The organism is Pseudomonas sp. MSSRFD41, assembly GCF_014230245.1.
Lineage (GTDB): Bacteria > Pseudomonadota > Gammaproteobacteria > Pseudomonadales > Pseudomonadaceae > Aquipseudomonas > Aquipseudomonas piscis.
In genome coordinates, this window is the sequence record NZ_JACKZK010000024.1 from 45,902 (window position 1) to 67,860 (window position 21,959).

The following is a 21,959-nucleotide window of genomic DNA, read 5'->3' on the forward strand; positions in this document are numbered from 1 at the left end:
GACGTGGATCGGCGAGCGCTGCCGCATGATTACGCCCTGTACACGGATCAATCGCCGGGTACTCATCGTCGACGATACCCGGTCGATCCACGACGACTTCGCCAAGATCCTGTGCAACGCGCCGCAGGGCCCTCTGGATGCAGCCGAGGCCCTGCTGTTCGGCCCATCGGGCAACAGGCCCGCGCAGTGCTTCGAAATGGATTCGGCGTTCCAGGGGCAGGAAGCCCTGGTAAAGCTCGAGGCCGCGCTCGCCGCGGGCAGGCCCTACGCCATGGCTTTCATCGACATGCGCATGCCGCCGGGCTGGGATGGCCTGGAAACCATTGCCAGGCTGTGGCAAGCCGATCCGAAACTGCAAGTAGCGCTTTGTACCGCCTATTCGGACTATTCCTGGGAAGACATCGACCAGCGGCTGGCGCTGGGCGACCGTCTGCTGATCCTGAAGAAACCCTTTGACGCCATCGAGATCCGGCAAATGGCCAACACCCTCACGGTGAAATGGCAAATGACCGAGGATGCCGCGCTCAAGATGGAAGAACTGGAACAAGCGGTAAGCGAACGTACCAGGGAGCTGTCCAACGCCAACATCATCGTGCAGAACAGCCCGACGATTCTCTACCGGCTGCGCGGCGAGCCATCGTTTCCCCTGATGTATATCTCCCACAACATCACCCGCTACGGCCATCGCGCCAGCAACCTGGTGGGCGCGGCCGACTGGGCCCAAGCCCTGATCCACCCGGATGACCAGCCCAATGTCGATGCCGCCATGGCCCGGGTCCTCGACCGCCACGCCCAGGGCTCCTCGATCGAATTTCGCCTGCGTACCGGACAAGGCGACTGGCGCTGGGTCGAGAACCGTTATGTCCCGGTCCGCGACCTGGATGGCCGGCTCCTGGAGATCGAGGGCATCATCCTCGACATCACCGAACGCCGGCAGGCCGAAGAAAAGATGGCACTACTGGCCCGCACCGATGCGCTCACGGGCCTGGTCAACCGCGCCACCCTGATCGAGCGCCTGCACCAGGCATTCGCCGCGGCCCGGCGTGGTGCGCCAGCCTTCGCGGTGTTCTACCTGGACCTGGATCACTTCAAGCGGATCAACGACACCCTGGGCCATCCGGTGGGCGACCAGCTGTTGCAGGAAGTATCCCGCCGCATCCGCTATACCGTGCGGGAAAACGATGTGGTGGCGCGCCTGGGTGGCGATGAGTTCGCCATCTTGCAACTGGACGTCGGCGATCCGACCCAGTCGGCCGCCATGGCCGGCAATATCCTCGATGCGCTGCAGGCGCCCTACAGCTTGTCCGGTAATTCCGTGCACATCTCGGCCAGTCTCGGCATCAGCAGCTACACCCCTTCCAGCCTCGACGCCGACAGCCTGTTGAGCCAGGCCGACATGGCGCTGTACCGGGCCAAGGAACTGGGCCGCAACCAGTATCATTTCCACTCCCATGCCATTACTCAGGAAGTGGCCGAGCGCATGGTCATCGCCAGTGAATTACTCGTGGCGCTCGAAGGCGATGAATTGGAGCTGCAATATGCACCGGAACTGGACATGCACGATGGCAGGGTCCTGGGCATGGAGGCACAAGTCATCTGGAAACACCCGCGGCGAGGCCTGCTGCGTGCCATTGACTTCGTACCGGTGGCGGAAAGGACCGGAACCATCATTGCCCTGGGACGCTGGATCCTGGATCACGCCTGTCAGCAACTGCACAGGTGGTCCGCCGAGGGGCTGACACCACCTGTCATGGCGCTCAAGATCTCCCTGGCCCAGCTCAAGAGCGGGCCCGAGCTCATCTACGATGTATTGCGTACCACCGCGCGATGGGGGATCGCGCCCTGGGACCTGCGCTTCGATGTCACCGAAGCGACCCTGGCCCAGACCAAGTGGTCCCATAACGATGTATTGCCAAGACTGCGCGAACTGGGGGTCAGGATCGCCATCGCCGACTTCGGCACCGAATATTCTTCGTTCGACTACCTGAGGACCTATCGGGTCAATCATCTCAAGCTCGGCCATGGGTTCATCAATGGTGCCGCCCAAGACCCGGGCTACGCCAATACCTTGCGGGCCATCGTCAATTTCGCCCGGGACCTGGACATCGGCATCATCGCCGAAGGAGCTCCCCCTTCGCCTCAGCAACCAGCCGCGCCTGCCCCAAGCCTGTTGCCCAGCGTACAGAGCCTGTATTTCAGCGAGGCGGTCAGCCCGCAGCAAGCCATCCTGTTGCTCAAGGAAAGAAACAAGGGAGCGCCGCTCCCACAGGAGGATGAGGAATGAAGGTACCTTTCCCCCCATCCAACCGCCGCATCTTGATCGTCGACGACACCCCGCGGATCCATGAGGACTTTCGCAAGATCCTTTGCCCGGACGCCATTCCCCAGGCGTCCATGGTCAGCCTGGAACGAGAACTGTTCGGCACCCGCCCGCCGGCGTCCCTCGCGTTCGAACTGGACTCGGCCTACCAAGGCCAGGAGGCCTTGAACCTGGTTGAGCAGGCGGTAGCGCAGGGACGGCCATACGCCCTGGCCTTCACCGACATGCGCATGCCTCCTGGCTGGGACGGCCTGGAAACCGTCGAACGACTGTGGCAAGCCGATCCGGACCTGCAGATCGCCTTGTGCACGGCCTATTCGGACTATTCCTGGGAGACCATGGCCCAACGCCTAGCGTTCGGCGATCGGTTGCTGATCCTGAAGAAGCCTTTCGACAGCCTGGAGATTCGCCAGATGGCCAGCGCCCTGACCTGGAAATGGCAGATGGCACAGGATGCCCGGCAGAAGCTGGACGACCTGCAACGAACCATCGAAGAACGGGTCGCCGAACTGCTCAGGGTCTCGCACCTGTTGCATTACGACCTGCTCACCGGGCTGCCGTCGAGCGTCCTGCTGGGCGACCGCCTGGGCCAGGCCATGGCCCGCGCCCGGCGCTATGAGCAGGAACTGGCGGTGATGTTCCTTGGCCTGGACCGTTTCAAGCGGATCAACAATGCCCTGGGCTATCCGGCGGGCGATGAACTGCTGCAAAGGATCGCCCAGTGCCTGCAACATGGCATGCGTGAATCGGACTCGGTATTCCGCTATGGCTCCGATGAGTTCGTGGTATTGATCTGCGCCCTGCAACCGACCCATTTACACAACGTCGCCCAGAAGATCCTGGCCCTGGTCAACCAGCCCCACGAGATCGCCGGACACGAACTGCGAGTCACCACCAGCCTGGGTATCAGCCTCTACCCAGGGGATGGCCAGGAAACCCTGGCCCTGATCAAGCAAGCCGAAATGGCCATGCGCAACAGCAAGGATCAAGCGCTGGGCGGCTACGCATTCTTCACCGAGGACATGACCCTCCGCGCGCGTGAACAACAGCGCCTGGAATCGGGTATTCGCCTGGCCCTGGAACAGGGGGAATTCCAGCTGCACTACCAGCCCAAGGTCCATCTGGACTCCGGTGAAGTGGTGGGCGCCGAAGCGCTGATCCGCTGGTACGACACGCGGCAGGGCTGGATCAGTCCCGCGCAATTCATTCCAGTGGCCGAGGACTGCGGCCTGATCAATCGCATCAGCCATTGGGTATTGGGCGAGGCCATCGGCCAGGCCCGCGCCTGGCAACGGGCAGGCCTGGAGCGCATCCGGCTGTCGGTGAACCTGTCGGCCAGCGACTTCCGGCGGCCACACCTGCTCGAGCACATCCGGGTACTGCTCGATGACAGCGGGCTGGACCCGGCATGGCTGGAGCTGGAGATCACCGAAGGCGTGCTGATGCAGAATGTCGATACGACCCTGGCCACCCTGCAAGCCATCAAGGCCATGGGGATACGTCTGGCCATCGATGATTTCGGCACCGGTTATTCAAGCCTGAGCTACCTGCGCAAGTTTCCAGTGGATGTGCTCAAGATCGACCAATCCTTCGTCCAGGGCTTGAGCCACGAACCCCGCGACGCGGCCCTGGTCGGCGCCGTCATCAACCTCGGGCGCAGCCTGAACCTGAACGTCATCGCCGAAGGGGTGGAAACCGCACAGCAGCTGGCGTACCTCCAGCAACAAGGCTGCGAGGAAGGCCAGGGCTACTATTTCAGCAAGGCCCTGCCGGCCGAAGATTTTGCCCGTTTACTCGACAACCGGGCGTTGCGCCCATGGATGGCCGGTCATGCCCAGTGAATGCCTGCCGGCCAGCCGCCGGTACTTCGTCCATACCGTGCTGGGCCTGCTGTTGGCCTGGGGCAGCCTGCCTGCCCTGGCCGCGCCCCTGGATGAACCTCTCAAGCCCCTGCCCCCGCCTCCCGACCTGGATCCCCAGCGGGTCGAACTGGGCCGCCGGTTGTTCAACGATCCGCGCCTGTCGGTGGATAACAGCCGTTCCTGCACCAGCTGCCATCGCCTGGACCTGGGTGGCACCGACAGACAGCCCAGGTCACCAGGCATCAAAGGCCAGTTCACCCGGGTCAATGCCCCAAGCGTGTTCAACGCTGCACTGAACTTCCGCCAGTTCTGGGATGGCCGTGCCGAAACCCTCGAGGAGCAGATCGACGGCGTGCTGCAAAGTCCCATCGAGATGGGCAACAACTGGGAGGGCCTGCTGCAGACCCTGGACCAGGCCCCGGAATATCGCCAAGCCTTCGCCCAGCTCTATCCGGATGCCCTCACCGCGGCCAACGTGCGCAACGCCCTGGCCACTTACGAGCGGACCTTGCTGAGCCGCAACTCACGCTTCGACCAGTACCTGCTGGGCAATACCGACATCCTCAGCCTGGAGGAGAAATATGGCTACCAGCGCTTCAAGGACTATGGCTGCATCGCTTGCCACCAAGGGGTGAATATCGGGGGCAATATGTTCCAGAAGTTCGGTGTGATGGGCGACTATTTCGGCGCTCGGGGCTCGCCCACCGACGCTGACCTGGGACGCTTTTTGGTCACTGGCGACGAGCAGGACCGCAATGTCTTCAAGGTTCCCAGCCTGCGTAACGTGGCAGTCACTGCGCCATACTTCCACGACGGTTCGGCCCAGACCCTGGAACAGGCCGTGGAAGTGATGTTCAAGTACCAGCTGGGGCGCCCGCCAAACCCCCTGGATACCAGCCTGATCGTCAAGTTCCTCAAGACCCTGACCGGCGAATGGGAAGGCAAGCCCCTATGAAAGCATCTCGCCGCCTGCCCACTACATTGCTGATCCTGCTGGCCGGGACACTGGTCACGGCGCTCGGGTTCTTCTACCTGAAGATGGTGACGGACCCATCGACCAACTACACCCTGTCCAGGGACTTGGTCGGGCACATCAAGCAGTTGAACGCCCAATGGGAAACCGAAGTGCTCAAGGCACGGATCGCCATCACCCACAACTACGATCCACTGGTATCTCCGGTGCAACAGATCAACCAGCTCTGGAGCCAGTTCGATCAGGTCTCCAAACAGCCACACAGCAACCTGCAAGCCTGGCAAACCAGCCAGGAAGCGTTTCTCCAGGCCTTCCGGGAAAAGGCCGAACTGGTTGAACGCTTCAAGTCGCACAACTCGATACTGCGCAACTCCCTGGCCTTCCTGCCCAGTGCCGAGGATGACATCCAGCGGCAACTGTCCGACCTGGATGACCAGCAACGGATATCCCAGCAGAACATCGCGATCGACACCTATGACTTGCTGCTCAGCAGCCTCGAGTTCGCCCAGGTCTCCAGCGACGACAAGGCGGCGGACATCCTGGTGGGCCTGAACAAGCTGGCGGTGAACAAGGCACGCCTGCCCGAGGCGATGTACGATCCGGTGGAAATCCTCAGCAACCACGTCTCGGTCATCCTGCGGGAACAGCCGATCGTCAACGATTTGCTCGAACGGATCACCTCGATCCCGGTAGCCGAACGCCTGGATGACATCACCGTGTTGCTCAACAGCGACCAGTTGCAGGCGGATATACAAGACCAGAAGGCCCATCGGTACCTGCTGGTGTTCTCGGTGCTCCTGGTGTTGTTGATCCTGTACCTGGCCCTGCGCCTGATACGCAGCTATGCCGTGATCAGCCGGGTCAACACCGACTTGCAGAGCGCCAACGAACATCTGGAGCAGCGGGTCGAGGAACGTACCCGGGAGCTCAAGGAAACCCAGAGCGAACTGCTGGATACCGCACGCCAGGCCGGCATGGCGGAGATCGCTACCAATGTATTGCACAACGTCGGCAACGTGCTCAACAGCGTCAATATCTCCAGCGAGATCCTCAGCCGCAAGCTGCGTAGCAGCAAGGCCCTGGGACTGGGCAAGGCCATGCAACTGGTCAACCAGCACAGCGACGACCTGGGGCGTTTCTTCTGTGAAGACGAAAAAGGCAAGATGCTTCCCGGCTACCTCAACCAATTGGTGGTAGCCATTGCCGACGAACAGCAGAGCATGGGCGAGGAACTGGCCCAGCTCAGCCGCAGTGTCGACCACATCAAGGAAATCGTCGCCACCCAGCAGTCCTACGCCGGGGCCTCGCGCCTGGTCGAGCCCCTGCGGGTAGCCGACCTGATGGACGATGCCCTGCGGATGAATTCCGGCGCCCTGACTCGCCACCAGGTCACGGTGATCCGCGACTATGCCGATGTGCCGCCGATCATGGGCGACAAGCATCGCCTGTTGCTCATCCTGATCAACCTGATCAGCAATGCGAAGTACGCCATGTCCAGCCTGGACGAACACTCGCGCAAACTGACCTTGAGCGCCCACGTGGTCGATGGGCGGACTTTGCGTATCCGGGTCAAGGATGAAGGCGAAGGCATCACCGCGCAGAACCTGACCAAGATCTTCGTCCATGGTTTCACCACTCGCAAGGAAGGCCACGGCTTCGGCCTGCACAGCTGTGCCCTGGCCGCGATAGAGATGAATGGGCAACTGAGCGTACACAGCGATGGCCCGGGGACCGGCGCCACCTTCACCCTGGACATCCCCCTGATCAGTGCCGAGGGCCAATAATGGACGACTTGACCAACCGCCGTATCCTGCTCATCGACGATACCCCGTCGATCCATGAGGACTTTCGCAAGATCCTCACTCCCGCGCCGGCTACGAACGACGCCCTGGACGACCTCGAAAGCCAGTTGTTCGGTAGCCAGGGCAAGAGCCGCCAGCAGGCCTTCGAACTGGAATCGGCCTATGGTGGCCAGGAGGGCCTGGACAAGCTTTGCCGAGCCATGGAGCAGCAGCGGCCCTATGCCCTGGCCTTCGTCGACATGCGCATGCCCCAGGGCTGGGACGGGGCGCAGACCATCGAACAGCTCTGGCTGCGCGACCAGCGCCTGCAAGTGGTGGTCTGCACCGCCTATTCCGACTATTCCTGGGAAGAATTGCTGGAACGCCTGCAAGGCTACGACCGGCTGCTGATCCTGAAGAAACCATTCGACAATATCGAAGTCCAGCAACTGGCCAGCACCCTGACCCGCAAATGGGAAATGACTGCCCGGGCGCAGTTGCAAATGGATCATCTGGAACATCTGGTGCAACAGCGCACCGAGGACCTGGAACGGGCCGGGGCGGCGCTGCGCCAGGAGATCGACGAACGCAAGCAGCTGGAAAACCAACTGGTGCAATCCGAGAAACTGGCGTCCCTGGGCCAGCTCGCCGCTGGGGTCGCCCACGAAATCAATAACCCCATTGGCTTCGTTTCATCCAACCTGGGCAGCCTGGCCGGATACCTCGAACAGATCGACCAGATGCTCGAGGCCTACCGGCAAAGCGAAGAGGCCATCGCCGACGGGGCCCTGCGCCAGCGCCTGGGCAGCCTGCGCGACAGCATCGAACTGGATTTCCTTCGCCAGGACATCCCGCAGTTGATCAAGGAGTCCAAGGAAGGCATCGGCCGGGTGGAGCAGATCGTCAAGGACCTGAAGAACTTCTCCCGCGTCGACACCGACCAGCAGTGGCAACTGGCGAATCTGCAACAAGGTATCGACTCGACCTTGAACATCGTCGCCAACGAGATCAAGTACAAGGCCGATGTGATCAAGGAGTACCAACCCTTGCCGGACATCGAGTGTCTGCCCTCGCAGCTCAACCAGGTGGTGATGAACCTGGTGGTCAACGCCGCCCAGGCCATCGGTCCGGAACGCGGCACCATCACCCTGCGCACCGGCGTCGAGGACCAGTGGGTCTGGCTGGAGGTCAGCGACAGTGGCTCCGGCATCGACGAGCAACACCTGCAGAAGATCTTCGACCCCTTCTTCACCACCAAGCCCATCGGCCAGGGCACCGGGCTGGGGCTATCGCTGTCCTACGGCATCGTCAAGAAACACGGGGGGCGGATCACCGTCCACAGCCAGCCGGGCCACGGCAGCACTTTCCGCGTGGTCCTGCCGGTGCGCCAGGGCGTTGCCGCCGATCCGGCCTGACCCCTCGCAGACGGCCCGCCGCCTGCACCCTGACGAACTGGCCCGCCAGCGCGTCCCTGCGGCTCCCGCGCGGCGTTCGACGAAGCTCGCGCTTGCCTAGAGACGATAGGCAGTATCTTTCCACGGGGCTGGCAGCCACATTGTACGGATGGACAGACGTCGGCGGAACGCCCGGGTGAACCCGGGCGCCGCTGGCGCGAGGGAGGAGAAGCTGGATGGCTCAGCTGCGTTCGACGGCGACTACCGGCAACTGTTCGACCCCATGGTAGATGGCCAGGCCCTGGCGCCGCGCCTGCTCGAGCATGGCATCGCAACCGGCCGATGGCCCGCCGATCCGCAACACCGCGTCGCAGCGCTGCAACAGGCGTGCAGCATAGGCATGGAACTGCGCTTCGTAGACTTCATCGCCCACTGCCGTGGAACCGGCCAGGCGCGTCATGGGCAGGGCCACCCACTCCCCCAGCAGCGGGAAATGCCCGGCGGCCAGGACCTGCGCCGCACACTGCTCCATGGCCTCGACGTTGCGCGCCAGCAGCGCCGGATCGTCCCCGGTGCCGGAACGGTAAGGACCGGCCACCAGCACCATCAGGCTGCGGGGCTTGAGCACATGCAGCTGCAGGTATTGCAGGAGCATGATGGTCTTGCCGTCGGCGATCTCCCCGCTGTGGATCATGCCCAGGGCCTGGTCGATATCCAGTTCCAGGACTTCGATGTCCTCGCCTTCGTGCTCCAGGCCGCCGCCGTCGTCGATCCGGTCCTCGGCCTGGTAGCGGGCAATGAAGAAATGCACGCGCTCGGTCACCGAGCCGGGGCTCATGAAGGCGTCGAAGACCTTCTGCACCTCATCGACCCGGTAGCCGGTTTCCTCCTCGGCTTCCTGGCGGATGCGCACCTCGGGGCTGGCGTTGTCCAGCAGCCCGGCGGCGGTCTCGATCAGGTAGCCGTCGTGATCGTTGACATAGGCCGGCATGCGGAACTGCCGGGTCAGCAGCACCGTGCGCCGCTCCAGGTTGTACAAGAGGATGGTGGCGCCGTTACCGCGGTCATAGACCTCGCGGGTCTGGGCCTGCCAGCTGCCGTCGCGGCGGCGCAGTTCGAAGCTGTACTTCTTCAGCACATACCAGTTGTCGGAGAGGGTCTGCTCGCCGGTGATGCGGATCGTGGCCTTGCTCATGGCTGCTCCTGCAGATCAAGTGGGGTGGCGGGAAAGCCGGCCAGCTGGTCGAGCAAGTGCTGGCGATAATCGGCGCTGAAGGCAAAGCCGCCGCCGACCTGGAGCAACTGGCCACCGGCCATCCGCGCGCGCCACCAGGCGTCGATGAAGTCCGGGGCGTAACCGCCGGTGCCGAAGCCCTTGGCGAAGGCGATCATCTCGCGGTAGTCCTGCAGGTACTGCTGCTTGCCGATGACCCCGTGGCGCTCCTGGTACAGCCAGAACTGCAGGTCGTACAGCAGTTGCGACAAGGGGTCGGCATGCAGGGCGAAGTAGCGCTTGTCCTGGACGATGCCCAGGGCGATGTGGCGGATGCGCGGGCCCAGGTCCGGCACCTGGGCGAAGTGCTCCAGCAGCTCGGCCAGCATCGGCGAGAATTCGGCATTGGCCACCTTGTGCAGGTCATCCAGGTAGTCCTGCTCGGAGGTGTCGTAGACCTCCCAGGACACCAGGCCACGGACGAAGGCCTCGAAATTCGGGGCCAGGACGGTCACCTCGTAGTCGCCTTCCTGGTCCACGTGCACCACCCGCGGCTCGCCTTGGGGGCCGCACTCGCGGTAGTCCAGGGCCACCATGTCGTGCCCGGCGGACGGGCAGTCGCAGATGTAGATCCCCAGATCCGGATAGCCCCAGTCCTCGATCATGAAACGGCTGCCGGAAGGTCCGCCCAGACTGTCGCCACCCTCACGGGCGATGGCCAGGAACGAGTCGATCGCACAATGATCCTCGGCCCAGGAGGTGCCCTGCTCCACCGGGAAACAGGTGAGTTCGGGCCGCCCGCCATTGCGCAGGCGCATGAAGGCCACGTAGGAATCGGGGAAACGGTAGCCCAGTTCCTCTTGCAGTTCGGCGATCAGCTGGTCGCTGGGAGGTGGCAGGCGCTTGGCGGGATCATCCTGGCCCCAGAACTGGTCCAGGTCGATGTCATGGGGAAATTCGCTCATCCGGTGCTTCCGTTGCGGTTGGCGGGCCGCCTGGGCCCAAAGGTGCCCAGGCTACCGCAATCGGCCGCTACAGCCACCAGCGCAAGAGAAAAAAGAAGCCCATGCTCAGCAGCATGCTGAGCAAGGTATTGCGGGCGTAGATCACCAGCACGATGGCCACCAGCGAGCTCGACAGGTAGGGATTGTCCAGCCGCAGGTTCAACTGGTGCTCGGGCATGAATACGATCGGCCCGCAGATCGCGGTGAGCATGCCCGGCACGGCGAAACCGAGGAACTGCCGCGCATGGCTGCTCAAGCGCAGCGGCAGGCGCGGTTCGAGGAACACGTAGCGGTTGAGGAAGACCAGCAGGCCCATGCCGAAAATCACTGCCCAGACCATCATGCGCGCCCCCGATACAGCTTGTTGCAGACAAACCCCGCGGTCATGCCCGCCAGGCCCGAGATCACCAGGGCCGAGCCCCATTGCCAGTAGCTCAACAGCACCGAGCAGCACAACGACACCGCGACGCAGACCACGGTCGGCACATTGCGCACCAGGGGGGTGATCAAGGCGATGAAGGTGGCGGCGATGGAGAAGTCCAGCCCCAGGTGCTCCAGCCCCGGAATGCTCTTGCCGAGCACGATGCCCAGCAGGGTGAACAGGTTCCAGGCCACGTAGAAGGTCAGGCCCACGCCCAGGGCATACCAGCGATCGAACTGCTGCTTGTCGTGGGCGCTGGTGAGGGCGAACAGCTCGTCGGTGAGCAGAAAGCCCAGGCCCAGGCGCCAGCGTCCTGGCAACGGCGCGATCACCGACCGCATGCTCATGCCGTACAGCAGGTGCTGGGAGGTGAGCAGCAAGGTGGTCAGCAGGATCGAGAAGATCCCCGCCCCGCCCTTGAGCATGCCGATGGCCACCAGCTGCGCGGCACCGGCGAACACGATGCTCGACAGGCCCTGGCCCTGCAACGGCGTGAGATTGGCCTCGATAGCCATGGAACCGGCCAGCAAGCCCCAGGGCGCGGTGGCCAGGGACAAGGGCACGATGGCGATGGCGCCGCGGATGAAGGCGGCGCGCGGTAGAAGAATGCTGGACATGGAACCCCGCACGCAAAGGATGGACCCGGACTGTGCCAGCCGCTGCCGGTCCTGGCTTGAACGATCTTGCGCACTTGCGCCTGCTACAAGCCGGAGATGGAACGCCAGGCCGCGGCGGCCAAGTGCTCGCGGTACTCCCGGGGTCGCCCCTGGACCCGCCCGGACAACCAGGCCCGGCAATAGCTCTCGGCCTGGCCGATGATCAACGACGGTAGCAATTCGGCCGGGATGGCCGGCAAAGCGTCCGACGCCGAGCGGGCCTTGAGCCACTCCAGCAAGCGGCGGTTGCGCGTGCGGTTGCGCTCGGCCAGTTCCTGGCCGAAGGGCCCACGGGTCACGGCAAATCGCGCATGGAACTGGAACCGCGCCCACTCCGGCTGAGCGTCGACCCAATCCACATAGCTGTGCACCAGGGCCTGGACGCCCTGCTCCAGGGTCTGCGCCTGGGCCAGGTAGCGGTCGCGCAATTGCGCCTGGTCGTCCAGGGCGGTGAAGAACAGCGCGGCGACCAGGCCTTCCTTGTTAGTGAAATGGTGATAGATGGCGCCGACGCTGGTCTCGCATTCGGCACGAATCATCTCGATGGTGGTGGCCTCCAGGCCCAGGCGGTTGAAGCAGCCCAGGGCCCGATGGAGGATGGTGCGCTTGAGTTCGGCGCGACGGCCCGGGTAGCAGCGCTCCAGCAGATCGGCATCCGGCATGGGGAATCTGGCTCCTTGCAAGGTCAGTGGATAGGGCAGGCTCGAGCCTAACAGGCCGTTCAAAAACTACCTGCGTTGCCATCGCTCGCCTACGTTTTTCAACGGCCTGCCAAGGCCCATAGCTTGACAGGTTTTCTTTTCACAGAATATTGTTCTTTTACAGAATATTATTCTGTAAACCCATTCTCTTGCGACAGCGAGGCATTTCCATGAGCCAGGTTCTCAGCATGTTCACCGCCGCCGGGGCGGAAAAATTCACCCAGATGGCCTGCCAGATGGCGCCCTACTTCTCCAGCATCACGCCCTTGATCGATGAATTGCAGGCCGGCCACTGCCAGGTGCGGGTGCCGTTTCGCCGGGAAATCACCAACCACCTGGGTACGGTGCACGCCATCGCCCTGTGCAATGCCGCCGAACTGGCGGCCGGGGTCATGACCGATGTGTCGATTCCCACCGGCGCGCGGTGGATCCCCAAGGGCATGACCGTGGCCTACCTGGCCAAGGCCAAGGGCGATATCCGGGCAGTGGCCGACGGCAGCGCGGTGGACTGGTCCAGCGCCGGGGACAAGGTGGTGGCGGTGACGGCCTTCGATGGCCAGGAGCAAGCGGTGTTCACCGCGCAGATCACCATGAACGTGAAGCTGGCCTGAGCCATGAACGACAACGCCCCTCACGATGGAGGGGCGTTGGTGACGCGGGCAGTAGCGTTACAGCTGGACCAGCTTGTCGATCTTCACGTCCGGATCGACATCGGCTTCGTAGTCGACACCGTCGATCTCGAAACCGAACAGGCGCAGGAACTCCTGCTTGTAGCCGGCGAAGTCGGTCAGCTGGTACAGGTTCTCGCTGGTGACTTCGTCCCACAGCTGCTTCACGCGGTCCTGGACCTCAGGTTGCAGTTCCTTGTAGTCGGCGCGCAGGCGGCCTTCTTCGTCGATGATCGGGTTCGGGTTGTACAGGCTGTCCTTGTACAGGCCGTAGACCTGCTCGATGCAACCTTCGTGGCTGCCCTGCTCCTTCATCACCTTGAACAGCAGCGACAGGTACAGCGGCATGATCGGGATCGCCGAGCTGGCCTGGGTCACCACGGCCTTGAGCACCGACACCCGGGCATCGCCGCCCAGGTCCGAGAGTTCCTTGCGAATGCCGATGACCTTCTGGTCCAGGTCCTTCTTGGCTTCGCCGATGGAACCGTTCCAGTAGATGTCGTGGGTCAGCTTCTCGCCCAGGTAGGTGAAGGCGGTGGTCTTGGCGCCTTCGGCCAGGACGCCGGCTTCGTGCAGGGCGTCGATCCACATCTGCCAGTCTTCGCCACCCATGACCGCCACGGTGCCGTCGATCTCTTCCTGGGTTGCTGGTTGCAGGGTGGTTTCCTTGACGATTTCCTTGTCGGTGTCGACACCGCGCAGGGTCACGGACTTGCCCAGGGGCTTGAGGGTCGAGCTCAGCACTTCACCGGTCTTGGGGTGGGTGCGGCGCGGGGCGGCCAGGCTGTAGACCACCAGGTCGATCTTGCCCAGGTCGCGCTTGATGGTCTCGATGGTTTCGGCCTTGACCGCATCGGAGAAGGCGTCGCCGTTGATGCTCTTGGCGTACAGGCCCTTTTCCTCGGCGAACTTGTGGAACGCCGCGCTGTTGTACCAGCCGGCGGTGCCCAGCTTGCCGTCGACGCTGCCGCGCTCGAAGAACACGCCCAGGGTATTGGCGCCACAGCCGAAGGCTGCAGTGATCCGCGCGGCCAGGCCGTAGCCGGTGGAAGCGCCGAGGACCAGTACGTTCTTCGGCCCTGCGTCGATGGCGCCCTGCTGGGTGACGTAATCGATCTGTTGCTTGACGTTGGCCTCACAGCCGACCGGGTGGGTCGTCACACAGATAAAGCCGCGAACGCGGGGTTTGATGACCATACAGATTCTCCCAATTTCAAATGTGCCAGGCGCCGATGACGGCGGCGGCGGTGTCACTTGCACAAGTCGTAGACGCTCTCGCGGGCTTCGCGTCACCAACCGCTGGAATTTGTCCGCCAGGACCGGGTGTCCCCGCCTGCCAGGGGCGAGACTCTAGCAGTTGCGCGAGCAGGCTTCAGCATCCCCGCGCGTAAATTCCAGGGCGCCGGGTCAGGGCATCATGTCCAGTGCCAGATGCTTGCCCTTGGTGCGTTCTTCGTACCACGCCTGCACCACGTCCGGCAGGCTGTGCTTCCACTCGGGTTCGGTGGTGTAGTAACGCACCCGCACCTCATCCTTGGGTCCCACCACCGCCAGCAGCGCGACCCACAGCTGCCCCTGGGCTCCACGCACGAAAATCGCCGCATTGGTATTGGCCAGCCCCTGCAGCCACATATCGGTGACCTCGGCGCCCTTGAGCTCGGCCGAGGTGTCCTGGGAGAACACCGAGCCGCTGTCGAGCAGGGTCTGGTAGTCCTTTTGCAGCAGTTTCCGAGCTCGCTGGTCCTCCTCCTCGGTACGCACCAGCGCGGTGGACAGCAAATCGTACTGATTCTCCAGGATCTGCTGGGAGGCCACGTAGAGCCCGTCGTAATACACCCCCGAACCGGCACCGCAGGCATAGGGGTCGCCCTCCTGGGTCACTTGCAACAGGCCGTTGCGCGGGGTGAAGCGCAACGTGCAGCCCTCGACGCCGTAGCGCGCTTCACCGTCCTTGAGCTGCAGCGCGCCTGCGAGCGCACCGGAATTGGCGCCACCCATGGCTGACAGGTCGAAGCTCAGACGATCTTCGCCGGTGCGCCGGATCACCAGCTCACCGCCATAGAACGGGCTGACCGAGACCCGCTGCCAGGTACCCTGCCAGTTGAACGGAATATTCACATAGCGCAGTACCATCAGGCGGCTCAGGTACTGGCTGCGCAGGCAGCCCAGGTCGGCCTGGCACTGGTCGCGCTGCTTGAGCCATTCACGCTGGCCCAGGCGCAGCGCCTTGGGGTCCTTGGCCTCGCCCAGGGTCGCCGTCCAGGCCTTGCCCAGGCGGCTGTCCAGCTTGGCGGTGTAAGCGTCGGCGCAGATGGCCTTTTCACTGGCGCTAGTGGCCTTGGCGCAGTCGAAACTGCTGGCTTGCACGCCCTGGGAACAGGCCAGGACCGCGAACAGCAAGCCAGAGGCTCGCAAGGGACGAACAAGGGGAGCGAACATGGGTCGATTCCATTCTGAAAAGGCGGCGCAAGAATAACTGCAGTGGCGTGTTTTCAGCGATATCCCGACGAAAAAAGCCCCGGGCATCGCCCTCTGAAGCCAGGCACAGAGCCAGCAGCGTTTATCGCGACAGGCGGCAACCAGTCGTACTAAGCTCTGCCTTTTGAACCTCCAAGGGCACTGCATGAAATGGATGCTGCAGGCACTGTTGCCGCTATTGAGCCTTGCGGCCCACGCTGGCGAGCTGCGCATGCTGACCGACAATCACCCGCCGCTGCACTTCCAGCAGGGCGAGCACATGGCAGGTTTCGCCGTCGACGTGGTGCAGGCCCTGGCGCAACGCAGCGGCGACCCTGTCCAGATCCAGCAACGGCCGATGCTGCGGGCCCTGCGCGATGCCAGCGAGGAAGCCGACACCGCCGTGTTCACCATTTTGCGCACGGCCGAGCGCGAAAACCGCTACCAGTGGGTCGGGCCCTTGATGCAGACCGAGACCGCGCTCTACAGCCGCAGCAGCGACACCACGCCAGTGGCCAACCTGCAACAGACCCAGGGCCAGATCGCCGTGCCGCGCAAGTGGCTGGTCTACAGCGTCCTCCGGCAACAGGGCCTGGCCAACCTGTGGGGCGTGGACAGCCCGGAAATCATGATGCGCCTGCTGCAGATCGGCCGCGTGCAGTACGTGGTCGCCGACACCATGAGCGTCGGCACCTTCGCCGCCGAGCAAGGCATGGGGCTGGAACAGCTGCGCTACCAGATCCCGCTGATGCACCAGGATGCCTATATCGCCTTCTCGCCCAAGGTTGACCCGGCCCAGGTCGCCCGCTGGCAGCAGGCCCTGGAGGCGATGGAGCGCGATGGCAGCCTGCTGCGGCTCAAGCAGCGCTGGAGGATCGACCGCCCACGCACATCGACCGATTGAGCCGAGCATGACCGGCCCCTATCAGTATCGCCCCATGCCCCACCCACACTGCTTGCGGCACGGCTCTTCGCGGTTCAACAGCCGCCAGGCCCGGGAGCCACTGCCCTGAGCACCCTACCGAGGAACCATCGATGCCGACCTTCACCCCTGCCCGCGCCCTTCACCGCCTGAACTGCACCGGCTGCGGCTGGACACTGGCGATCCTCGGGCAGCACGAACAGCCCCTGCAAAAGTGCCCCTGGTGCGGCTGCAACGAGTTCAGCGCAGAACAGCCCGCCCGCAGCGGCGCCGGGCAAGTGCTGGAGTGCCCGCGCCACGGCCCGGTGGTGGTGCAGGTCCTGGACGCGAACATCCACAGCGATGACTTCCTGGACAACCTGTACTGCCCCTTCTGCCCCTAGCCCGGGGCCATCGGCTCAACGCGCCTGCCAGTCCCGCAGCCATTGCAGGCCGGCGCTGGTGTCGCCCCGGGGCCGGTACTCGCAACCGACCCAGCCGGCATAACCCAGCTCATCCAGCCACTGGAACAGGTAGGGGTAATGCAACTCCCCCTGATCCGGTTCATGGCGCTGTGGCACCCCGGCGACCTGGATATGGCCGATGCCCGCCAGGTCGCGGCGCAGCTTGGTGGCCACGTCACCCTCGACGATCTGGCAGTGGTAGCAGTCGAACTGCACCTTGAGATTGTCGGCCCCTACTTCGCGGCAGATGGCCTGGGCCTGGTCCTGGCGGGTGAGGAAGAACCCCGGCATGTCCCGGGTGTTGATCGGCTCCACCAGTACCGTGATGCCCACCTCGGCGGCCCGGGCGCAGGCATGGGCCAGGTTCTCCAGGTAGACCCCATGGTGCCGGGCCCGCTCGCCTTCGTCGGCCAGCAATCCGGCCATCACATGGATGCGTGGATTACCCAGCACCGTGGCGTACTCCAGGGCCCGGGCGAACCCTGCGCGAAACTCCTGCTCGCGTCCGGGCAGCGAGGCCGTGCCACGCTCCCCCGCCGCCCAGTCCCCCGGTGGTGCGTTGAACAGCACTTGCTGCAGGCCGTGGTCGTCCAGGCGCTGCCTGAGTGCCTCGGGGCGATGCTCATAGGGAAACAGGTATTCCACGCCGACAAAGCCATCGGCGGCAGCTGCGGCGAAGCGCTCGAGAAAGGTGTGTTGCGGGTAGAGCATGCTGAGGTTGGCGGCGAAGCGAGGCATGGCGACTCCAGGGACCCGAAAGCGGACGACGATCAGTGGCGCAGGGTAATACAACCGTCATGGATCACCGCAAGGTAATGGCCGGACACTGGCTCTTCATACCGCTCGTCCCCTTCTGCCATCGCTGGCCGCACCGCTGGTCGGAAGCCCCGGGGCACTGGTCGGCTGGCTGCTACAAACATTCACAGCCCTGACTTGGATCAGCATCGCCAGCGGAGCACTGGCCGAGGCTGAATGCACGAGGGCTGCTGACTGGTGGTAGTGCCCTTCATCGCGACTCCGTTGACGCCCGCCATGACGGCGAGCTCAATGGCCTGTCTGGTTATGCTTGGATAAGGATGATTCAACATGGCAAAGATCGAGGTTTTATCGGGTGATTTCCTGCAAGGCACCGGTGAATACCGGCACGGTACCTTCAGGCTCAAGACGGTATTCAACAGTGCCGGGGTCGACGTCAAGGCATCGGCGTTCAAGTCCCTGGAAATCGCCAGCGAAAGTCCCGTGGCCAATCGCGACGCCCTGGGCTACGGCCTGGCCGGCGCCATGCTCTTGGGTCCGGTGGGGGCGCTGGCCGGCTACCTGATCGCGGGCACGGAAAACGAGGTGACCTTCATCGGCACCTTCAAGGATGGCAGGCAATTGATGGCCGCCACTGACAGCGCCACCTACAAGGACATTTCCCAGCACCTGCTCAACTAAGGTCCTGGCAACTTTTCGATCATTCGGTGCCCATGATGTTTTTCGATCATGGGCACTTTTTATTACCCGCCCGCTTCATATATGCAAGTTCACAAGTTACTTATCCCCCACCTGAACCTCAGCTGAAAAAAACATCATCGAACATTGATTATCGGGCAATTTGAACTTGACTCATCCCAGCGCCCTGAGTAAATTGCGCGGGCCGGTCAAACCGGCCTTTTTTCCAACTCACCAAAGAAGCCAATGGACACAGTATCTAGACGCTGTCTGGTCGCGGCCCTCGGGCACCGCCAGGCACTTAACCCTGAACAAGACGGGACTCGACTCCACGGTCGGGTGAGCTGCGCTAGAGCTTGACGCTCCTACGTAACTTGCCTCCTCCGGAGCCAGTCCGGTCGCGAGGCAACTGTTATGACCTTCACTTCCTCTGTAATGCCCGGTGTCCGCGCCTTTGCCGCGACCATGCGGGTCAAGTTGCGCCCTGAGCCCAAGGCCCAGGCCCGCTCGCCTTTCTCTCGCCCCACACCCACCTGCGCCACGCACCTGCGGGCCAACTGGCGTGTCTGCCCCACCAGCGGCCAACTGCAACAACGCTGGAGCTTCGACGACAGCCAGGACCCGCAGAGTCGGAGCGCGGCCTGGCTCTTCACCCAGGCCGCCTTGATCCTTGGCCTGTATCTCGGGGCTCGCACCTAAGTTCCAGGCGCCAATAACTTTCGTTATTCAAAGACGAATTCCTTATATAGGAACTTGTCGGCAGCCTATCGACTTCAAGTTAATGAACATGCCGGAGAAAGTTATGGAAGAGGCCAGTAGTAGGTTCGCTGTCCATGCAACTTCATTGTGTGGGCAGCGAACGTTAAATCCTGAAAGACGCCCAGATCAACATCGATCGCCAACCTGCGGTTCGACATACTTTCGCTCGCCTTTGATAAGTTGAGTGGCTCGTGTGTCGCGCCGTCAGCAAGCGGCAGGAGCACACACCCATGACTGTAAAAATCGCAACTTCGCGCAACCACAACGCCACCGGCGACCAGCACAAGCTGTCGATGCGCGCCGCCCGTGAAGCCCGGAACGGCCTGGCCGTGACCCTGGCCAATGTCAATTCCAGCACCGCCGGCCTCACCGAACTGGACGCCGAAGGCCGCCTGCAACGGGACGGCCACAACGAGGTCGCCCACGACCGTCCGCCGCACGCCCTGGTGCAACTGCTGCAAGCCTTCAACAACCCCTTCATCTATGTACTGATGACCCTGACCGGTATCAGTTTCTTCACCGACTTCTGGCTGCCGCTGCAGGCCGGCGAAGAAACCGATCTCACCGGGGTCATCATCGTCCTGGTGATGGTCCTGGCCAGCGGCCTGATGCGCTTCTGGCAGGAGCACCGCTCGGCCAAGGCCGCCGAGGCCCTCAAGGCCATGGTCCGCACCACCGCCGCGGTCCTGCGGCGCGAGCAGATGGGCATGCAGGCCCGGGTCCGCGAAGTACCGATGCGCGAACTGGTGGCGGGCGACATCATCCAGCTCGCGGCGGGCGACATGATCCCCGCCGATATCCGCCTGATCGAATCCCGCGACCTGTTCATCAGCCAGGCGGTGCTCACCGGCGAAGCCTTGCCGGTGGAGAAGTACGACACCCTGGGTGCCGTCCAGGAGAAATCCGCCAAGGCCCAGGCCGCCGACCAGCAAGACCTGCTGGATTTGCCCAACATCTGCTTCATGGGCACCAACGTGGTCAGCGGCACCGCCACCGCCGTGGTGGTGGCCACCGGCGCGCGTACCTACTTCGGCTCCCTGGCCCGTTCCATCGTCGGCTCGCGCTCGCAAACCGCCTTCGACCGCGGGGTCAACAGCGTCAGCTGGCTGCTGATCCGCTTCATGCTGGTGATGGTGCCGGTGGTGCTTCTGATCAACGGCTTCACCAAGGGCGACTGGGCCGATGCCTTCATGTTCGCCCTGGCGGTGGCCGTCGGCCTGACCCCGGAAATGCTGCCGATGATCGTCAGCGCCAACCTGGCCAAGGGCGCCGCGGCCATGGCCAAGCGCAAGGTGGTGGTCAAGCGCCTCAACGCGATCCAGAACTTCGGCGCCATGGACGTGCTCTGCACCGATAAGACCGGCACCCTGACCCAGGACCGGATCATCCTCGAGCACCACGTGGGCATCGACGGCCAACGCTGCGACCAGGTACTGCAACTGGCCTGGCTCAACAGCTACCACCAGAGCGGCATGAAGAACCTGATGGACCGCGCGGTGGTGGCCTTCGCCGAGGAGAACCCGCGCTTCACCCCGCCCGCCGCCTGGCGCAAGATCGATGAGCTGCCGTTCGACTTCGTGCGCCGGCGCCTGTCGGTGATCCTCGCTGACGCCCATGGCCAGCACCTCTTGGTGTGCAAGGGCGCGGTGGAGGAAATGCTCGAGACCGCCACCCGGGTGCGCCAGGACGGCGTCGCCGTGGCGCTGGACGCCGAGCGCCGGGCACAACTGCTGGCCCTGGCCGAACGCTACAACCGCGACGGCTTTCGCGTGTTGCTGGTGGGCACCCGGGAGCTGCCCAAAGGCCAGACCCGCAGCCAGTACAGCGCCAGCGATGAACGCGAGCTGGTGATCGAAGGCTGCCTGACCTTCCTCGATCCGCCCAAGGAAACCGCCGGCCCGGCCATCGCCGCCCTGCGCGACAACGGCGTGGCGGTCAAGGTACTGACCGGCGACAACCCCATCGTCACCGCCAAGATCTGCCGCGAGGTCGGCCTGGAAGCCGGCGAGCCACTGCTGGGCCGCGACATCGAGCACATGGACGACCAGGTCCTGGGCCGGCTGGTGGAAGAACGCACGGTGTTCGCCAAGCTGACCCCGCTGCAGAAGTCGCGGGTGCTCAAGGCCCTGCAGGCCAACGGCCACACCGTGGGCTTCCTCGGCGACGGGATCAACGACGCCCCGGCCCTGCGCGACGCCGACGTCGGCATCTCGGTGGACAGCGGCACCGACATCGCCAAGGAATCGGCGGACATCATCCTCCTGGAAAAGAGCCTGATGGTGCTCGAGGAAGGGGTAATCAAGGGCCGCGAGACCTTCGGCAACATCATGAAGTACCTGAACATGACCGCCAGCTCCAACTTCGGCAACGTGTTCTCGGTACTGGTGGCCAGTGCCTTCATCCCGTTCCTGCCGATGCTGGCGATCCACCTGCTGCTGCAGAACCTGATGTACGACTTCTCCCAGCTGGCCCTGCCCTGGGACAAGATGGACAAGGAGTACCTGGCCAAGCCGCGCAAGTGGGACGCCAACAACATCGGGCGCTTCATGATCTGGATCGGGCCGACCTCGTCGATCTTCGACATCACCACCTTCGCCCTGATGTGGTACGTGTTCGCCGCCAACAGCGTGGAGATGGCGGCGCTGTTCCAGTCCGGCTGGTTCATCGAGGGGCTGCTGTCCCAGACCCTGGTGGTGCACATGCTGCGCACCCGCAAGATCCCGTTCATCCAGAGCACCGCGGCCTTGCCGGTGATGCTGGCCACGGGACTGGTGATGGCGCTGGGGATCTACGTGCCCTTCTCGCCCCTGGGCAGCATGGTCGGCCTGGTGCCGCTGCCGTGGGAGTACTTCCCTTGGCTGGTGGGCACCCTGCTCAGCTACTGCGTGGTCGCCCAGACCATGAAGACCCTGTACATCCGCCGCTTCAAGCAGTGGTTCTAAGGGCCTGAA

Annotated in this window: 19 protein-coding genes; 11 read left to right on the top strand and 8 right to left on the bottom strand. The window is 63.6% G+C overall.

Annotated features, from left to right (window positions below):
• Window positions 1-25: 25 nt before the first annotated feature.
• The 5 genes from H7A76_RS26435 to H7A76_RS26455 are packed head-to-tail and all read left to right on the top strand — an operon-like array spanning window position 26 to window position 8,351.
• Window positions 26-2,284, top strand: a complete 2,259-nt coding sequence (locus H7A76_RS26435; protein WP_185701237.1) for a diguanylate cyclase domain-containing protein — start codon at window positions 26-28, stop codon at window positions 2,282-2,284.
• Window positions 2,281-4,161 (top strand): putative bifunctional diguanylate cyclase/phosphodiesterase, encoded by a 1,881-nt coding sequence (locus H7A76_RS26440; protein ID WP_185701238.1) that lies wholly within the window; start codon window positions 2,281-2,283, stop codon window positions 4,159-4,161. The genes H7A76_RS26435 and H7A76_RS26440 overlap by 4 nt, the downstream gene beginning before the upstream one ends.
• A complete protein-coding gene (locus H7A76_RS26445) occupies window positions 4,151-5,137 on the top strand; it encodes a cytochrome-c peroxidase (RefSeq protein ID WP_185701239.1) in 987 nt (328 codons plus the stop codon). The genes H7A76_RS26440 and H7A76_RS26445 overlap by 11 nt, the downstream gene beginning before the upstream one ends.
• Window positions 5,134-6,939, top strand: a complete 1,806-nt coding sequence (locus H7A76_RS26450; protein ID WP_185701240.1) for a DAHL domain-containing protein — start codon at window positions 5,134-5,136, stop codon at window positions 6,937-6,939. Before H7A76_RS26445 ends, H7A76_RS26450 begins: the two co-directional genes overlap by 4 nt.
• Window positions 6,939-8,351 carry an ATP-binding protein gene (locus H7A76_RS26455; RefSeq protein WP_185701241.1) on the top strand — a complete coding sequence of 471 codons (1,413 nt, stop codon included), beginning with the start codon at window positions 6,939-6,941 and terminating at the stop codon, window positions 8,349-8,351. The genes H7A76_RS26450 and H7A76_RS26455 overlap by 1 nt, the downstream gene beginning before the upstream one ends.
• Before the next feature lie 220 nt (window positions 8,352-8,571).
• Here H7A76_RS26455 and nudK read toward each other — a convergent pair whose 3' ends face one another.
• The 5 genes from nudK to H7A76_RS26480 form a co-directional block, all read right to left on the bottom strand.
• Window positions 8,572-9,525: a GDP-mannose pyrophosphatase NudK gene (nudK, locus tag H7A76_RS26460; protein WP_185701242.1), complete on the bottom strand. Its 954-nt coding sequence runs from the start codon at window positions 9,523-9,525 to the stop codon at window positions 8,572-8,574.
• Window positions 9,522-10,508 carry an SMI1/KNR4 family protein gene (locus H7A76_RS26465; protein ID WP_185701243.1) on the bottom strand — a complete coding sequence of 329 codons (987 nt, stop codon included), beginning with the start codon at window positions 10,506-10,508 and terminating at the stop codon, window positions 9,522-9,524. Before H7A76_RS26465 ends, nudK begins: the two co-directional genes overlap by 4 nt.
• Window positions 10,509-10,575: 67 nt before the next feature.
• The gene (locus H7A76_RS26470) at window positions 10,576-10,890 is read right to left on the bottom strand and encodes an AzlD domain-containing protein (protein WP_185701244.1); all 315 of its coding nucleotides are present in this window, start codon (window positions 10,888-10,890) and stop codon (window positions 10,576-10,578) included.
• On the bottom strand, window positions 10,887-11,585 hold the full coding sequence (locus H7A76_RS26475) for an AzlC family ABC transporter permease (protein ID WP_185701245.1): 699 nt from the start codon (window positions 11,583-11,585) through the stop codon (window positions 10,887-10,889). Before H7A76_RS26475 ends, H7A76_RS26470 begins: the two co-directional genes overlap by 4 nt.
• 83 nt (window positions 11,586-11,668) lie before the next feature.
• Window positions 11,669-12,286 carry a TetR/AcrR family transcriptional regulator gene (locus H7A76_RS26480; RefSeq protein WP_185701246.1) on the bottom strand — a complete coding sequence of 206 codons (618 nt, stop codon included), beginning with the start codon at window positions 12,284-12,286 and terminating at the stop codon, window positions 11,669-11,671.
• A 209-nt stretch (window positions 12,287-12,495) separates the two neighbouring features.
• Between H7A76_RS26480 and H7A76_RS26485 the strand changes: the two genes are divergently transcribed.
• A complete protein-coding gene (locus tag H7A76_RS26485) occupies window positions 12,496-12,936 on the top strand; it encodes a hotdog fold domain-containing protein (protein WP_185701247.1) in 441 nt (146 codons plus the stop codon).
• A 57-nt stretch (window positions 12,937-12,993) separates the two neighbouring features.
• On the opposite strand, the gene fabV is transcribed toward H7A76_RS26485, so the two are convergent.
• Entirely contained in the window at window positions 12,994-14,190 is a 1,197-nt protein-coding gene (gene fabV / locus H7A76_RS26490) for an enoyl-ACP reductase FabV (RefSeq protein ID WP_124346661.1), read from the bottom strand.
• Window positions 14,191-14,400: 210 nt separating this feature from the next.
• Window positions 14,401-15,432, bottom strand: a complete 1,032-nt coding sequence (locus H7A76_RS26495) for a lysozyme inhibitor LprI family protein (protein WP_185701248.1) — start codon at window positions 15,430-15,432, stop codon at window positions 14,401-14,403.
• A gap of 184 nt (window positions 15,433-15,616) precedes the next feature.
• Between H7A76_RS26495 and H7A76_RS26500 the strand changes: the two genes are divergently transcribed.
• Entirely contained in the window at window positions 15,617-16,354 is a 738-nt protein-coding gene (locus H7A76_RS26500; protein WP_185701249.1) for an ABC transporter substrate-binding protein, read from the top strand.
• Between the two features lie 131 nt (window positions 16,355-16,485).
• Entirely contained in the window at window positions 16,486-16,755 is a 270-nt protein-coding gene (locus H7A76_RS26505) for a hypothetical protein (protein ID WP_022644069.1), read from the top strand.
• Between the two features lie 15 nt (window positions 16,756-16,770).
• Here the strand turns inward: H7A76_RS26505 and otnI are convergent, their stop codons facing one another.
• Window positions 16,771-17,553, bottom strand: coding sequence for a 2-oxo-tetronate isomerase (gene otnI / locus H7A76_RS26510; protein ID WP_185701250.1), 783 nt, complete (start codon window positions 17,551-17,553; stop codon window positions 16,771-16,773).
• Window positions 17,554-17,901: 348 nt separating this feature from the next.
• Between otnI and H7A76_RS26515 the strand changes: the two genes are divergently transcribed.
• The 3 genes from H7A76_RS26515 (at window position 17,902) to mgtA (ending at window position 21,950) form a co-directional block, all read left to right on the top strand.
• Entirely contained in the window at window positions 17,902-18,252 is a 351-nt protein-coding gene (locus tag H7A76_RS26515) for a hypothetical protein (RefSeq protein ID WP_185701251.1), read from the top strand.
• Between the two features lie 411 nt (window positions 18,253-18,663).
• On the top strand, window positions 18,664-18,948 hold the full coding sequence (locus H7A76_RS26520) for a hypothetical protein (protein ID WP_185701252.1): 285 nt from the start codon (window positions 18,664-18,666) through the stop codon (window positions 18,946-18,948).
• Between the two features lie 290 nt (window positions 18,949-19,238).
• Window positions 19,239-21,950: a magnesium-translocating P-type ATPase gene (gene mgtA, locus H7A76_RS26525; RefSeq protein WP_185701253.1), complete on the top strand. Its 2,712-nt coding sequence runs from the start codon at window positions 19,239-19,241 to the stop codon at window positions 21,948-21,950.
• The last annotated feature ends 9 nt before the right edge of the window (window positions 21,951-21,959 follow it).